Origin of the sequence: Exiguobacterium sp. s80, from assembly GCF_018618725.1 — a bacterium.
Taxonomy (GTDB): Bacteria; Bacillota; Bacilli; order Exiguobacteriales; family Exiguobacteriaceae; genus Exiguobacterium_A; species Exiguobacterium_A oxidotolerans.
Window position 1 is genome coordinate 67,427 of the sequence record NZ_JACSMP010000001.1, and the last position, 16,297, is coordinate 83,723.

The following is a 16,297-nucleotide window of genomic DNA, read 5'->3' on the forward strand; positions in this document are numbered from 1 at the left end:
AATGACGTATACAAAAACGAGCTAAGGGAGGAACTGATGACCATGAATCATATGCACCTCGGTCGTGCCGGAACCGGAAAAACCACAAAATTAATAGAGACTGTAATCAATGAGCTCGAGGAGCGACCACTTGGAGAGCCGATTTATTTTATCGTCCCCGATCAAATGTCATTTGAGATGGAACGTCGAATTGCGACGGATGCCCGCCTATCTGGATTAGTACGGATGGAAGTCATGAGTTTGCGGCGCTTTGCTTTTCATATCATGCGGGATCATGGCAATCAGGCGATTCCGTTTTTAGACGAGACAGGGACACAGTTGTTATTACGTCAAGTCGTCGAAGAAGTTGAAAATGAGTTAAAGATTTTCAAACGGACAAAGAATATGCCCGGGTTTTACAAGGGGCTTGATGAACTGATCGCTACGTTCAAACGTTCGCTCGTCGCTCCAGACATGTTACGTCAAATTAGCGGACTTTCTCCGGAACGCTCGCCGAAACTAAATGATTTAGCTCTGATTTATGAGCGGTTCTCAGAACGCATCGTGGATAAAGCGCTTCATGCAGATGATTACTATACAACGTTACTCGACTTGTTACCGACAGCAGGTCTTGGTAATACACAATTCTTTATTGATGGTTTCTATGAGTTTTCGTTACAGGAACAACAGGTGTTGCTTAAATTGATGGAACTAGCAAAAGAAGTGCATATCAGCTTTACAATCGATGTGAGCGATCCCTATGCGAAACAGACGGAGTTTGGGGTCTCCCAACGTTGTTATATGCAATTGCTCGAACAGATGCAAGACCGACAGCTCGAGCATGAAGAGGTCCATTATGAACGGACGATTAAGTTCAAGTCGGAAGGACTGCAAACATTAGAACAATCATTGATGAGTCCTGCCTATCCTCCTGTCGATCATGAAGTGGACGGGGTCACGGTGACAGCTGCCGTCAATCGCCAAGTTGAAACGGAAGCCGCTGTCCGCCAGGCAATCCAACTCGTGCGCCAGCATGGTTACCGGTTCAATGAAATTGCTTTTATCGTACGACATCTTGAACCGTATGCGGATCATTTAGAACGTGCGTTTCAGCTCTATGATATTCCGTATTTCCTTGATAAGCGGGAAACGATGATTCATCATCCGATTGTTGAATTGATTCAGTCTGCTTTAGAGCTCGTCGTCGCCGGTTACCGTGAAGAAGCAGTCTTTCGTCTGTTGAAAACGGAATTGATGCCACTCCCGGCAGATGATCAACGGCTCGCGCTTGATCGATTAGAGACGTTTGTCTTAGAACGTGGCATTAAAGGCACGATGTGGCAAAAGCCGTGGCAATTGAAACGACGCTTAACGGATGAAGTCAGTCTGACGGCGGAGGAACTCGAAGAAGAGGATGAGTTAAACCGGATGCGTCAATTCGTCGTCGATGCGATTACACCGTTACAAGACCGGTTGAAGAAATCAAAAACAATGAGTGAACATACGCGTTCGCTTTATCAGTTCCTTGAAGAACACCAGTTGACAGATCGGCTGTTCAGTTGGAAACAAGAGGCGCTCGAGCGCAATGAGCTCAGTCATGCCCGGGAACATGATCAAGTATATGAAGCGGTCTTACATTTACTTGAACAACTCGAAGCAGCAGCTCCTGAGACGGAACTGTCGACAGACTTATTCGTACAAATGGTCGAAACCGGACTTGAGAGTTTGCGCTTCTCACTCGTCCCGCCATCGCTCGATCAGGTCATCGCGACGGATTATGTCCGGGGGCGTTTACAACGAGTAAAAGTCGCATTTTTACTCGGCGCGAATGATGGTATGATTCCGTTCGTCGAAGACCAGTCGAAACTATTGTCGGAAGGAGATCATGATTTCCTTCACAATCATGGAGTTCCGGTCGGTAAAGCGTCACTGGATGTCTTTGATGACGAATTATACTACCTGTACCACGGAGTGACGGCACCGAGTGAATCGTTGTATATCAGTTATGCTCTTGTTGATGAGGACGGGAAGGCATTACAACCAGCCTCCATCGTGAAACAAATCAAGTACCAGTTACTGCAAGACCGTCCTGTCAAAACACACTTCGCAGAAGCAGGAGAGCATGCACCAAATGATCAATTCGATTTCGTAACTGATCCCGACCGAGCGGCGGCTGCGACGGCAATCGAGTTACGCCGTTTACAGCGCCGGTATCCGATTCAATCGTCATGGTTTGATGTCTACAATGCATTGCTCGAGAATGGTCAAGGACGAGAACGAATGGCGTTACTCGTCGATGCGTTATTTTATCAAAACCGAGCAGATGAACTTCCAGACGACTTAGCACGTTCCCTTTACGGTGACAGCATCAAGGCGAGTGTCTCTAGATTTGAGACGTATAATGCGTGTTCCTATAAGCATTTTGCACGGTATGGGCTACGTTTGAAGGAACGAAAACTATATAAATTCGAGGCACCCGACATTGGAAATCTATTTCATGGCGCGTTAAATGATTTGTCCGTCAACATCAAGGAGTCCGGCAGAAAATGGCGTGATTTAGATGATGCATCGTGCACAGAACTTGCGAAAAATGCCGTGGAAAAAGTGACACCAGACATTCAAAATGCTATTTTGATGAGTTCGAATCGGTTCGGATACATTCAGAAAAAATTAACGGATGTCGTCGAACAAACGGCGAAGATGCTCGTCAAACAAGCAGAACGGTCTGACTTCGAACCTGATTTATTTGAAATCAGCTTTGGGAACGCGATGTTCCCGCCGTTACGGTTTACTCTGCCGGATGGAACGGAAATCGAATTCACTGGTAGAATTGATCGAGTCGACCAAGCGACGATTGGTGACCAATTGTACGTCCGGATTGTCGATTACAAGTCGAGTGCCCGAGCGCTTGATTTTGCTGAAATTTATTATGGTCTTGCGATTCAGATGTTGCTCTATTTAAAAACGGTCGTCGAACAATCAGAAGTCTTATTTAATCAACAAGCGAAACCAGCAGGCGCCCTGTACTTCCATGTCAAAAATCCGATGTTACGAAGTGATTTGTCGGCGGCTGAAGAAGAACGGAATCGTTTATTGCTCGAATCCTACCAGATGCAAGGTGTGATTGTCGAAAATGATGATGTGTTACGGGCGATGGATCAAATTGCGTTTGATGAACGGAAAAAATCGCCACTCGTCAAAGTGACGTTTACGAAGACAGGACTGCATAAATCACATACGAAAGGGGTCGTCAAAGAAGCGGAACTGAACGCGTTGATGGATCATGCCTGGGACGAATTGAAAACAAGCAGTGCCGAGATGTACGCGGGAGATATCGCCATCGATCCGTTCGACTATCAAGAGCGAACACCGTGTACGTTTTGCGAATACCGTTCGGTCTGTCAATTCGACGAATCGCTCGGGAACAGTTATCGTCAACTGGACCCTTTATCTGAAAAAGAAGTATTGGACCGACTGAAGGAGGAAGAGGAATGAGCGTCAATTGGACGGATGAGCAACAACAAGCAATCGATGCGCGCGGAGGACACATTCTCGTTTCGGCAGCAGCCGGTTCAGGGAAGACCGCCGTACTCGTTGAACGGTTGACGCAACGCGTCATCGATCAAGAAGATCCACTGACAGCAGATCGGATTTTAGTCGCGACGTTTACAAACGCTGCCGCAAAAGAAATGAAAACGCGTGTCATCGAGGCGATCGAAGCGAAAATCAAAGAAGCCCCAGACGATGTTTATTTGAAGAAGCAGCGTCAGATGATGAACCGGGCACAAATTACGACAATCCATTCCTTCTGTTTATCAATCTTACGGGAAAACTATTATCGAATCGGGCTGGATCCGGCTTTTCGAATTGCGGATGAATCCGAATTATTGTTGTTACAAGATGATGTACTGGAAGAGGTCTTTGAAGAATTTTACGCTGCCGCCAATCCGGCATTTTATGAATTGATTGATAGTTATACTTCCGATCGGGACGATCAGGCAATGCTCTCTCTGATTTCAAACTTGTACCGGTTTTCGCGTTCGCTACCAGATCCAGACGGTTTTTACGAGCATCTGCTTGCACAATACGACCAGCCGGTTGATCCTGATGAATCTTCGTTGCTGACACGACTCCTTGAATTAGAATGGCAAAAAATCGCACCGCTTTTAGAACGTTACCTTGAGCTCTCCTATCGTTTGCATCAGTCCGGCTATACAGAAATGGCGGAGCTCCTAATGCGTGACATTGAACCGTTACGCCGTATTAATCCGGCGACTGATCGTTGGACGACGGTCGCACTGACGTTCCAAGCTGTCGAGTTCGGACGCTGGAAAAGTCCGCGTGGGGATGAGGCGATTAAAACATTTCAAACGGAACGGACGCGTCTCGTCAGTGAGTTGAAAAAGCGTCAGGAACTATTCGTTCAAAAAGAGGGTGTCGACTACCTCGAAGATCTTCGGTCGCAACTTGGACATGTCGAGATGATCGTGACACTCGTCCGAAAGTTTGCTGAAGCCTATCTCGAAGCCAAACAAGAACGGGGGCTTGTCGATTTTTCCGATTTGGAACATTTTGCTTTAGCCGTTTTAGAAGAAGACGGGGCACCGACCGATGTCGCCCGCTTGCTTCAAGAACGCTTCGTCGAAGTGCTCGTCGATGAATACCAAGATACGAACGAAGTGCAAGAACGTATCTTGACGTTAGTCTCCCAATCAGACGAACAAACCGGTAATTTATTTATGGTCGGTGACGTTAAACAATCGATTTATAAATTCCGTCATGCTGAGCCGGGACTTTTTCTTGATAAGTTCAAGCGATTCCGGCAAACAGATTATGGGACACGAATCGATTTGACGAAAAATTTCCGGAGTCGTCTTGAAGTCCTTGATGGGACGAATCATATTTTCAGACAAGTGATGGATGCCGCCGTCGGTGAAATCGATTATGACGACGCAGCCTATCTACGGCTCGGAAATCTTGGTTACTTCGAATCAGAACAAGTCGAACCGGAATTGATTTTAATCGATCAACAAGATGAAAATAAGGAAGAATTAGAGGCCCGTGCCATCGCAACCCGAATCATCGAGATGGTCAATGATGACAATCCCTATCTCGTCTTCGATGCTAAACAAAAACGTTTTCGAAAATGTGAATACCGTGACATCGTCGTGCTCGTTCGTTCACGTGGGAAACGCGTTCAAGCGCTCGTTGAAGTGTTTGAACAATATGAGCTGCCGGTATACGCGGACACGACAGGCGGTTACTTCCAAGCGACGGAAATTCAAATCATGATGGCATTATTAAAAACGATTGATAATCCGTTACAGGACATTCCATTCGCGAGTTTGCTCCGGTCGCCGATTTTTGGTCTGACCGATCGCGATTTAGGACGGATTCGTGCAAAATCGAAGGATACGAGTTTTTATGAGGCTGCCGTCCATGTGGCAGGCGAAGCGACACCACTCGGGATTCGAGTCGATGAAGCGTTACAACGTGTCAACCAATGGCGGACAGAAGCCCGTGGTAAGTCACTTGCTGCACTCATTCGCTCACTGTTTGATCAAACCGGGTATTTCGAATACGTCGGGTGTCTCGCAGGAGGACGAAGTCGTCAAGCGAATTTGAATGCGTTATACGAACGTGCAAAACAATATGAAGGAGCAGGGTATCGCGGGTTGTATCGTTTCCTACGACTGATAAATCGTTTGATTGAGCGTGGCGAAGACTTTTCCGAAGCTCGTTCACTAGGAGAAGACGAAGATGTCATTCGCATCATGACGATTCATCAATCGAAAGGGCTCGAGTTTCCTGTCACGATTGTCAGTCAGCTCGGAAAGCAATTTAATAAACAAGATCAAATCCAAGCCATACAATTACACAAAACGTATGGGATTGCGCTTGACGCGATTGATCCAATCAAACGCCTGCGGTCAGGTACATTGTTAAAAGAGGTCATTCGCCGTGAGATGGATCGTGAAATGAAAGCGGAAGAAATGCGAGTTCTTTATGTCGCGATGACCCGAGCAAAAGAAAAGCTGGTATTAGTCGGTTCAATCAAGGGATTAGATGAACAGTTGGTAAAATGGCAAGCTGCTCCACACGATGAATTATTATTGCCGGAAATCGACCGTCGTAATGCGAAAACGTATGCAGACTGGGTAGCACCAGCTGTACTTCGAAACTTTATGTTACAAGAAGGAGAGCAACAATGGGCATTCCGGATCATGGAACTGAACGAAATTGCCCCATACCAAGAAATTTCGACGATGATTGAACAACTGGAACATGTCCGCGCACTTGAAAAAATTGATCGTCCTGAAAATGACGCTTTCAAAGCGCGAATCGAAGAAAGTTTTGCTTATCGCTATGCGCACCAGCTTGCGACCGAGACGGCAGCGAAGCAAACCGTGACTGAACTCAAACGGACCGAACAACTGGAGCGGGCAGCGTTTGAAGCGACAGAACGTCAAGCGACGTATTACCGGACCCCACAGTTCTTAGGCCCGGTCTTAACGGGAGCAGAACGTGGGACTGTCTTACACTTAGCGATGCAACTTTATGAAGCGGATCTGCCGCTCGCTGAACAAATCACGAAGTGGGAGACAGGTGAACGAATCTCAGAACAAGAAGCTTTGACGATGCGTGATGCGCAAAATCAGCTCGAGACATTCCTGTCCTCAAGCATCGGACGATTATTTGAGGAGCGTTTACGGACGGGAGATGTCTACCGTGAACTACCTTTCACGTACAAAATCGATGCCTCACGTTTTCGTACGGATTGGCATGGTCCCGTTGATCAAGCAGTCATGCAAGGGATTGTCGATTGTTTAATTCAAGATGGGGAGGACTATATTCTTCTCGACTATAAATCGGACCAAGTCTTCGAGACGAGCGCTGACCAAACGCCAGCTGAGATTCTTTGCGAACGTTACGCGACACAATTGAACCTGTATCAAGAAGCTCTTGAATCCATTTTGAACATTTCTATCTCTCGAAAATTGATTTATGCATTTTCCTTAGAGCAAGTGATTGAAGTTATCTAACGAGTAAACAAGAGTAGGATTTCTTTTCCAGTAGGCGTCGAGGATGGAAGGTTCCACCTTACCGCAATCAAATGGCCGATGATCCGATGAAAAAGGGGGATCATCGGTCATTTCTATGTGGATTTTTCCCAATCCTGATGTTCGTTTCTTTAAGGCGTGCCTGCAAAAGTCCTCTTCCCTTGTATATGAGGAAAAGGAAGCATATCGCCTTACACGATTCCTACAGGAAAAAGCACGTGAAAGGAGTTGATTCCTTTTTGAATCAACTCCTTTCGGCTAGGCGCATGAGACGACTCGCATTTAAAAACAATAGTCATCGAGTAATTTCCATTTCCTATTATGAAGGAACTGTGTAGAATGAAGGAAGTATGGTTGAACTTCCTCCATCCATGTGTATAAGTGAGGATGGAGCGAGTACCGCCAAGATGAGTAGATATTTTAGGAGGAATTATAGATGGCACGTATTTTATTAGCAGAGGACGAAGACGTATTACGGATGTTGGTCCTTGATACGTTAGAAGATGAAGGGTACACGATCGATGAAGCGACGGATGGCGACGAAGCCTATCAAAAAATCATGAGTCAGCATTATGATCTTGTATTACTTGATTACATGATGCCTGGAATGACGGGAATCGAAGTTATCGAAAAAGTACGACGTCATCCGGACAAACAACAATTAAAGATCATGATGTTAACGGCTAAAAGTCAACAATCTGACCGTGAGCGTGCTGAAGAGATCGGGGCGAATTACTTTTTCTCAAAACCGTTCAGTCCGTTAGAGTTGATTGATGTCGTAGGAGGGATATTGAGTGATCATCAAGTGGATTAATCGAAAAATCGGACGCCAACTAATGGCTTCCTTTTATGTCGTTTTAGCTACGCTGATGATTTCTTCTTTGGTCGTCTACAACTATACGGACACAAGGTTACAAGATACCCGCGCGAAGCTTGAAGATATCAGGGATCGTAGCGCCCGGGCCGGTGCACTATGGGAAGAGTGGCAAGACCTTCAGTTTAATATGCGTGGTTATGCGTTAATGGGGGATGCCACCTTATATGAAAAAATCGCTGCGCAACAAACAACGATTGATCGTCAAACACGGTGGTTCGAAAAAAATGCGATTTATGAGCAAGGAAAAGTCTATGCGACATCTTCACGCGAATTGTATAGCTATTACTTCGATTCGGTTTTGCCGCTTGTGCAGTCCTATGTAAAAGGTAAAAAAGATGGGGACGTAACGGAGACTTTTCTTCGCGGGACGACTTTAACAAATCTTCCATTAGGGAAAGAACTTGTCGCGGATGGAAAAATTTCATTAGATGACGCAGGCAATATCGATGTCCTCTCGGAAATCGATAAAAGTGAGTTGGCACTTGGAGGATACCGTGAATTTCTTGATGAGTGGGCAGAGAGAACGAGCCAGCAGTTAGGACAAGAGATTCGAACGACACAACTGATTTGGTTGTCGAATATCATCGTCGTCATTGCTGTGTTGATTTTCTTTATCTACCCGTTCATTCGAAGAATCACCTCTGAGCTTTTAGGACTCGTTAAAAATAGTCAGCGCCTTGCAAATGGAGAAGACATTTCGAACATTCAAGTCCCAAAACGAAAAGACGAAATCGGAATCCTAGCTTTGTCATTCAATCAAATGGCCAGTTCAATCTTAGAAAATAAACAACACTTACTTGCAAAAAACGAAGAACTGCAAGCGCAACAAGAAGAACTGCAAGCACAACAAGAAGAACTGCAAGCCCAACAACAAGAGTTGGAAGAAGCGCTAGAACTGACGATGCGAAACGAACAGCATCTTCAATACCGAAATGATTTAACAGAGACGCTGGCGGCTCGGGAAGCATTGACAGCCTATCCGGAAATTATCGAAAAACTTGTAACGATTACAGATTCAGAAATTGGTGCCCTCGTTTTCGTCGATGAAGGACAAAGTTATTCTGTCGTCACGCATGGTATGACGGAACAATTGACGGAACAATTGCTAGGTAGCGATTTCTCATTGTTGAAGCGAGCAGATACTTTGAAAAAAGCAGTCCATTCGTCTAAACAAGTATCGAGTAATCACCCGTTGCCCTACCCGTACTATATGTATGAGACAGCAGTACCGATTTTAGATCCGTCATCGGATGAAGTGATTGCTTTCATCTATCTCGTTCGTTACCACGACCAATTTACGAATGAACAAATGCGGGATGTCATGTCGTTCTCACGTCAATTGTCACTCTCCCTATTACGGATGCGGTTATTTGATGAGATGAACAAAGAGAAAACGAAAACTGAACGTATTCTCGATTCGATCCGTGAAGCGGTCATTTACATCGAACCCGGTAAAGAAGAGGTCTTCGTCAATCAGCCATTGTATGATCTATTTCCAGAGTTGCGCTATGGAGCGAACGAAGAAGTCGAGACACTTGATTTCTGCCTAGAAGCAATTCATTCCATCGTCGATGACCAAGCGGCATTTTCACAGTACGTTGAAGCCGTTCTAGAAGGAGATGTCCCGACAGAAAGTCTTCAATTCTCAATTCGACAACAAACGGTCTTCATTCAATTTTATGTCGAGTCGATTGAAATCCTTGGTGTTCATAAAGGGACGATGCTCGTCTTGCGTGACGTGACGAAAGAGACGGAAATGGATCGACTGAAGTCGGAGCTTGTTTCGACGGTTTCGCATGAATTACGGACACCGCTATCGTCCATCTATGGATTTACGGAGTTGATGTTGAATCGAGATATCGATACGACCCGTCAAGATAAGTATTTGCAGACGATTCACTCCGAGACAGAGCGCCTTGCCAATCTCGTCAATGATTTTCTTGACGTACAACGGATGGAATCGGGGACACAGTCGTATAAAAAAGAGCCGCTTGATTTGCGTCTACTCCTCGAAGAGACGACACAATTTTATGCAGCATCGACGAAAAAGCACACGATTTCTTTCCGGGCGATGAGTGAGGCACTTCCGCTCATAGAAGCAGATGAAGAAAAGATGAAACAGTTGATGAATAACCTATTGAACAATGCCGTCAAATATTCACCGTTCGGTGGAAACATTGACGTAACCCTGTCGATTAAAGAACAACATGTCTTGTTCGAGGTCCGTGATCAAGGGATTGGTATTCCGGCGGCAGCACTCAACCACTTATTCGAGAAGTTTTATCGTGTCGATAATTCAGATAGCCGTAAAATTGGCGGGACTGGACTGGGACTCGCGATCTGTAAAGAAATCGTCACGGGTCACGGCGGAGAAATTCAAGTCGAGTCCATCGAAAAACATGGAAGTGCGTTCATGGTTAAACTTCCATTACTGGTAGAACGTGTGACGATTTCTTGAATAAATGATATGTTACGAAAATAACCCTATGTCTAGCAAGGGAAATCAGCTACCATGAAATAGGAACTAGAAAAAGGGGGAAATCATCATGCCAATCACTGCTTTTGTTCATACCCATGTTTTACTATGGGTGTTACTACTCGTTGCGTTCTTTGTCGCCTTTTCAATGTATAAGAAGGGGAAGCCTGCAGCTAAAGGAATCCATATGGCCTTTCGCCTCTTATTGGTGTTAACGTTTGCGACAGGATTGTATCTGTATATCCAAATCATGGGGATGTCTGAAAACCCGGACGGTTTATACCATGCAAAAATCACCGGTGGTTTATTGTCACTCATCTTGGGTGAATTGACATTAGTTCGACTGAAAAAAGGAAAATCGTATTCTGGGTTCCTGCTCGGATTTGCGGTGCTCATACTCGTGACGATTTTCTTAGGCTATTCGTTACCATTCGGTATGGAGTTCTTCTAATTCACTGTCCGGTTGAGAGTCGACCATCATTGTGTTCCGGCACAGCGATGGTCGACTCTTTTTATTTTGCGTTTTCCCGCCTCGATCGAGGAAAACAACGAAAAAATGCTTTTATCTCCCGATAGCACTTTGTACACAGTCTGAAGCAAAAGTTTGATGCGTTTTTTTTGTTTACAAGTTGTTGTTATTTGGGAAAAGGGATGTATTACGTGGTAGAGAGGGGAACGCTTGTGGCACAGTTGAAAGAATGGACAAAGGTTTTTCGGGCGAGAAAATGGATGAAACGGGCGGAACCAGTTTTACCATTATGGCATGGATATATTGGCTATAAATATGGGTTGTTCGATGTCTTAGGTGCTGGCGCAACACAAGCAGAAGCCCAAATACGACTGAAGCAACCGCTCACAACAGAGGCATTATCGCGTTGGTTCGAGGTTGGTCTGGCAGTCGGACACCTCAAAAAGAAAGATTTACGGTACACGGCAACACGGCATGTCCTTCCAGAACTCTCGAAATCAGATGACCGCAGTATCGGCTTCATGTTATCAGAACTGATGGAACTGCATTTGCCTGCTTTATTTTCCTATCCGCAATTTTTAGAGGATGGTCAACAGAAGACCTTTAATGGAGAGGAACACGGAGACATCGTTGCTGAGACGTCCGCACTTGTCGAAACGGTTGCTTTTCCGGCAGTACGTCATATCATTCGAAATGAAAACGTTACGTCCTTACTTGATATCGGATGTGCGTACGGAGGATACTTACGAAAAATCCATGAAGCCTTACCGGAACTCCGTTTGGCTGGAATTGATATCGAAGAGTCTGTCATCGCTGAAGCGAAGCGACGCGATACGACAGGAGAAATTGATTTTGTTGTCGGAGATATTAAAACCTTTGAAGTAACGGAAACATACGATGGTGTCATGATGAACAACATTCTTTACTATTTCCCGAAGGAAGAGCGACTCCGTCTCCTCGAAGGTGTCCGTCGCTTCGTCAAGGACGATGGAACAGTTATTCTTGTCACACCACTTCGGGATAGTGAATACGGGGCGCCGTTCTCAGCTGCCTTTAACGCCTTCATGACGTTACACGAAAATTTATATCCGCTTCCTGGAAAAAAAGAATTGACTGAACAATTACATGCAGCCGGTTTTGAAAATGTATCGATCACACCATTTTTGAAAGAAGGAGCTTGGTATATCGTTACTGCAAACGCCACTTCCTAATCGGAAGCTTGGCGTTTTTACAGTTTGAAGGCACTTTAGATTTGTGGGCATAGTATGTGATTAGTATAATAGTTAAAACGACCAGAGAGAAAAAGGAGAGATTCGTGTGAAGCAGCGTGTAGCCGTTATTGGAGCAGGACCCGGAGGACTCGCCTGCGCTATGTTATTAGCAGGGCGAGGGGTAGATGTGACTGTGTACGAGAAACAAGCAGTCGTAGGTGGACGGACGTCACGTGTGCAAGTTGGTGATTATCAATTTGATCGAGGACCGACCTTCTTAAATATGCCCCATATTTTAGAAAATCTATTTACGAGCATCGGATTGAATTTGCACGATTATTTGGAACTAAAGGCACTGGATCCGATGTATACACTCTATTTCAATGGAGGAAAGGATCAGTTCACGATGACGACGGACCGAGACCGGATGAAGCAAGCAATTGAAGACCAGTTCCCGGGTAATGGAGAAGGGTATGATCGCTTTATGGCGGAACAAGCATTAAAACTAGGGAAGTTGATGCCTATCCTCCAAACGAAGCATGATCGATTGACGGATTATTTATCACCACGTGTGTTGACGGCGTTACCTCGGCTATCGTTAGGACGCTCGTTATATGATGTATTGTCGGACTACTTTACAAGTGAAGAATTAAAGTATTCGTTCACGTTCCAAGCAAAATACCTTGGTATGTCAGCTTGGGAATGCCCAGGCGGCTTTTCAATTCTATCTTACATGGAGCATGCTTACGGCGTTCATCATCCGATTGGCGGAATGAACCGCATCCCGGAAGCGATGAAACAAGCAATTGAGGACTTAGGCGGGAAAGTTCATCTGAATGCTGGAGTCGATCAATTGATTTTAGATGGAAAAGAAGCAACCGGTGTTATTCTAGAATCGGGAGAACATGTGTTATATGACGATGTAGTCGTAGGTGCGGATTTCGCTCATGCGATGAATCATCTCGTACCGGAAGGTGTTCTCAAAAAATGGTCCCGTCCGAAAATCGATCGTAAAAAATTCTCATGTTCGACATTCATGTTGTATTTAGGTGTCGATAAACGGTTTGACGCTCCGCATCATACGATTTATTTTGCGGAAGACTACGAAAAAAATGTCCGTGAGATGACGCAGACTCTTGAATTATCAGAAGACTTTTCGTTTTATGTTCAAAATCCTTCAATCATTGACACGACGCTTGCTCCTGAAGGCAAGTCATCTCTATATGTGCTCGTCCCAGTCCCGAATAATTATTCAGATCTTGATTGGGCAGTTGAAGGACCGAAGTTACGCCGGAAAGTCCTAGATGCACTAGAAGAACGTTCTCCTTATAAAGGTGTGGAAGGGGCAATTGAAGTCGAAGAAATGTTCACGCCTGACGATTGGGAAGCGATGGGGGTCCATCAAGGAGCGACGTTCAACTTAGGACATCAATTGACGCAGATGATGTATTTTAGACCACACAATCGGTTTGAAGAATTAGATCATGTCTATCTAGTTGGAGGCGGGACACACCCAGGTAGTGGCCTTCCGACGATTTTTGAGTCCGCTCGTATCACTGCCGATTTGTTGACTGGTGAAGTAGGTGTGACGAAATGAAGATTGGATTTGTAGGCGCGGGCGTCGGGACACTGCATGCGGCGCTCTTATTGACGAAACGCTATCCAGAGATTGATATTACAATCTACGAAAAGGAAGGGCGGGTCGGTGGTCGACTCGCTTCTGTCGACTTTGAGTCAGGCGGTCGGATTGATCAAGGGCCGACGATTGTCTTGATGCCTGGAAAATTACAGGAACAGCTAGCGGAAGCGGGACTCGATGGAGTCGAATTGTTACGAATCGATCCCCTGTACGATTTACATTTTGATGATGGGACGGTCGTGACGAAATTAGGTGATGTCGTCGATCAGGCAGTTGCGATTGAGCGACAGTTTGGAGAAGGCCGTGGCTTTTCTGAATTTATGCATCAAAAATCAAAGGATTATGACATCAGCGTCTCGAAATTTTTAGAGCGGAGTTATTTCCGTAAAACTGAATTGTTACAGCCAGGCATGTTGAAACCATTAGTAAAGATGCATGCACTTGAGACAGCGCATGATCATTTGAAGCGATATTTTAAAAATAAATACTTGCGAATGGCCTACAGTTTTCCGACGTTTTACATTGGTGGGAATCCTTACACAACTCCCTCGATTTACGGTTTGATTCCATATCGTGAACAAGCAGAAGGTGTCTGGTACGTTAAGGGCGGCTATTTCTCTTTAGCTGAACGCATGTATGAAGTATTGGTTGAACGCGGTGTTCGTTTTGAATTCAATCAGTCCGTTGAACGTGTCACGATTCAGGACGGGCAAGCGACAGGTATCGTAGTGGGTGATGCAGAATATCATTATGATAACGTTGTTTTAAACGGTGAGTTTCCATTGATGGAATACCTTGTCGAAGGGAAAAAACCGAAAGCCTATACGCCTTCTGGCGGAACGTTACTCTTGTATTTTAAAATGCGAGGAAAAGTCAATCTGCCGGTTCATCGTTTTTTGATGCCGAATGACCTAGAACCGTTGATGAACTCGATTTTCCATCAAGATGAACTACCAGAACATCCGGCTGTTTATTTGTTTAATCCGAGCAAGGTTGACGATTCGCTAACGGATCGTGAGGATAGTGTCGTCTATGCGTTAGTTCCTTCTCCGCGGAATTTTAATCGGGAGAAGTTCGAGCAACACGGTTTTATTGAAACCATCTTAACGAAAATTGAGAATCATCATCCAGGATTCCGTAATCAAATCGAAGAGATGCAAATCCGAACACCGCAAGACGCAAAAGAGTTTGGATTGTATGAAGGCGGAAGCTTTGGTATCGCACCGACGATTCGCCAATCAGCAGCCTTGAAAACGCAGGCGCGTCCTTATCCTGATATTGAACGATTATATGCAGTAGGTGCATCCGTCCATCCATGTGGAGGCGTTCCGATCGTCATGATGGGAGCGACATTACTTGTCAATCGTATGGAACAAGAGATGAGGTGGAAAAATGAATACAGTGACGCAGGCATACGCAACGTGTGAAGAAACGATTCAGAACGGATCAAAAACCTTTTATAAAGCATTTTCGTTATTACCAAAACAAGATCGATTAGCCGTTTATGCCATTTATACATTCTGTCGTTTTTTAGATGATGCCGTTGATGAATCTGACACACCTAAAGAAAGTTTGGAAGCCTTTTTAGAAGAATTTCGTTTGTTCCGCTCAGGATACCCTATAAAAAAGCCGCTTTGGATTGCATTGACCGATGTCTTTGAACGGTATGAAATGGATGAGACGCCTTTCCTGGAGCTGGCGGAAGGAATGCGTTGGGACATCGAAAAAAATCGATATCAGTCACTCGAAGAAACAGAACAATACAGTTATTATGTTGCAAGTACGGTCGGCTTGATGCTGCTGCCGATTTTAGCACCAGGTCAACCGGAACTCCGTCAATCTGCGATTGAGTTAGGCATCGCGATGCAATTAACGAATATTTTACGGGACGTCGGTGAAGATGCAAAGCGTGGCCGAATCTATTTGCCGAAAGAATGGATGGATGAATACGACGTCACGCCACATTCTTTGCTCGCAGGAACGCCGTCTGGGGACTTCGTAGGTCTTTGGGAGGCATTAGCTCTACGCGCAGAGCATCTCTATGATGCAGCCAGTCCTTCGTTCGAGCGTTATCCAAAAGAAAGTCGACGGGCCTTAAAAGTGGCAGCATTGCTTTATCGTGGTATTTTGGATGCGGCACGCGATAACCAATATGATGTTTTTACGAAGCGGGCGTACGTGAGCCGCTGGCAAAAGATGAAGTTACTCGCAACGATTTAAAAGTCCATAAAAAAAAGACCTTGGCGGGGACCAAGGTCTTTTTTTTATGTTTCGTCTAGACCGGGGAGTCTAAGACGTTTCTGAGCGATTTTTGAAACAGTTGAGCAGTTGCTAACAAGGCAGGTCAACAATTCACGGGGATGAACTGTATTTCAACGAGCTGCCTGTGAACCAATCAGGATGAGACGATCTAAGGGGGAACGTCGTAAATCATGCTGACAGTTCAAACGTAGAACTACTTCGTTTAAGTGGGTCTTAAACGATGAATCAAATAACCGCTGCAAGTGTGTTAAGTTCCTAAACGCTCTTGACTCGGGGAAGTCACCTTGCGCTTGATTGAGGATGTGGGGTCAATCACTACCTCT

Annotated in this window: 9 protein-coding genes; all 9 read left to right on the plus strand. The window is 45.1% G+C overall.

Annotated features, from left to right (window positions below; all coding sequences use genetic code 11):
* Nucleotides 1-36: 36 nt before the first annotated feature.
* The 9 genes from addB (at nucleotide 37) to KNP94_RS00465 (ending at nucleotide 15,932) form a co-directional block, all read left to right on the plus strand.
* Complete coding sequence (gene addB, locus KNP94_RS00425; RefSeq protein WP_251132491.1) at nucleotides 37-3,474, plus strand: helicase-exonuclease AddAB subunit AddB; 3,438 nt, start codon at nucleotides 37-39, stop codon at nucleotides 3,472-3,474.
* The gene (addA, locus tag KNP94_RS00430; RefSeq protein ID WP_214805105.1) at nucleotides 3,471-7,022 is read left to right on the plus strand and encodes a helicase-exonuclease AddAB subunit AddA; all 3,552 of its coding nucleotides are present in this window, start codon (nucleotides 3,471-3,473) and stop codon (nucleotides 7,020-7,022) included. The genes addB and addA overlap by 4 nt, the downstream gene beginning before the upstream one ends.
* A 454-nt stretch (nucleotides 7,023-7,476) precedes the next feature.
* Entirely contained in the window at nucleotides 7,477-7,854 is a 378-nt protein-coding gene (locus KNP94_RS00435) for a response regulator (RefSeq protein WP_029332854.1), read from the plus strand.
* The gene (locus tag KNP94_RS00440; protein ID WP_215115080.1) at nucleotides 7,835-10,375 is read left to right on the plus strand and encodes a HAMP domain-containing sensor histidine kinase; all 2,541 of its coding nucleotides are present in this window, start codon (nucleotides 7,835-7,837) and stop codon (nucleotides 10,373-10,375) included. Before KNP94_RS00435 ends, KNP94_RS00440 begins: the two co-directional genes overlap by 20 nt.
* 88 nt (nucleotides 10,376-10,463) lie before the next feature.
* Nucleotides 10,464-10,844, plus strand: a complete 381-nt coding sequence (locus KNP94_RS00445) for a DUF1516 family protein (protein WP_088836487.1) — start codon at nucleotides 10,464-10,466, stop codon at nucleotides 10,842-10,844.
* Between the two features lie 230 nt (nucleotides 10,845-11,074).
* Nucleotides 11,075-12,073 carry a class I SAM-dependent methyltransferase gene (locus tag KNP94_RS00450; protein WP_088836489.1) on the plus strand — a complete coding sequence of 333 codons (999 nt, stop codon included), beginning with the start codon at nucleotides 11,075-11,077 and terminating at the stop codon, nucleotides 12,071-12,073.
* 106 nt (nucleotides 12,074-12,179) lie between these two features.
* Complete coding sequence (locus KNP94_RS00455; protein ID WP_088836490.1) at nucleotides 12,180-13,670, plus strand: phytoene desaturase family protein; 1,491 nt, start codon at nucleotides 12,180-12,182, stop codon at nucleotides 13,668-13,670.
* Nucleotides 13,667-15,139: a phytoene desaturase family protein gene (locus KNP94_RS00460; protein WP_088836491.1), complete on the plus strand. Its 1,473-nt coding sequence runs from the start codon at nucleotides 13,667-13,669 to the stop codon at nucleotides 15,137-15,139. The genes KNP94_RS00455 and KNP94_RS00460 overlap by 4 nt, the downstream gene beginning before the upstream one ends.
* The gene (locus KNP94_RS00465; protein WP_088836492.1) at nucleotides 15,105-15,932 is read left to right on the plus strand and encodes a phytoene/squalene synthase family protein; all 828 of its coding nucleotides are present in this window, start codon (nucleotides 15,105-15,107) and stop codon (nucleotides 15,930-15,932) included. The genes KNP94_RS00460 and KNP94_RS00465 overlap by 35 nt, the downstream gene beginning before the upstream one ends.
* The last annotated feature ends 365 nt before the right edge of the window (nucleotides 15,933-16,297 follow it).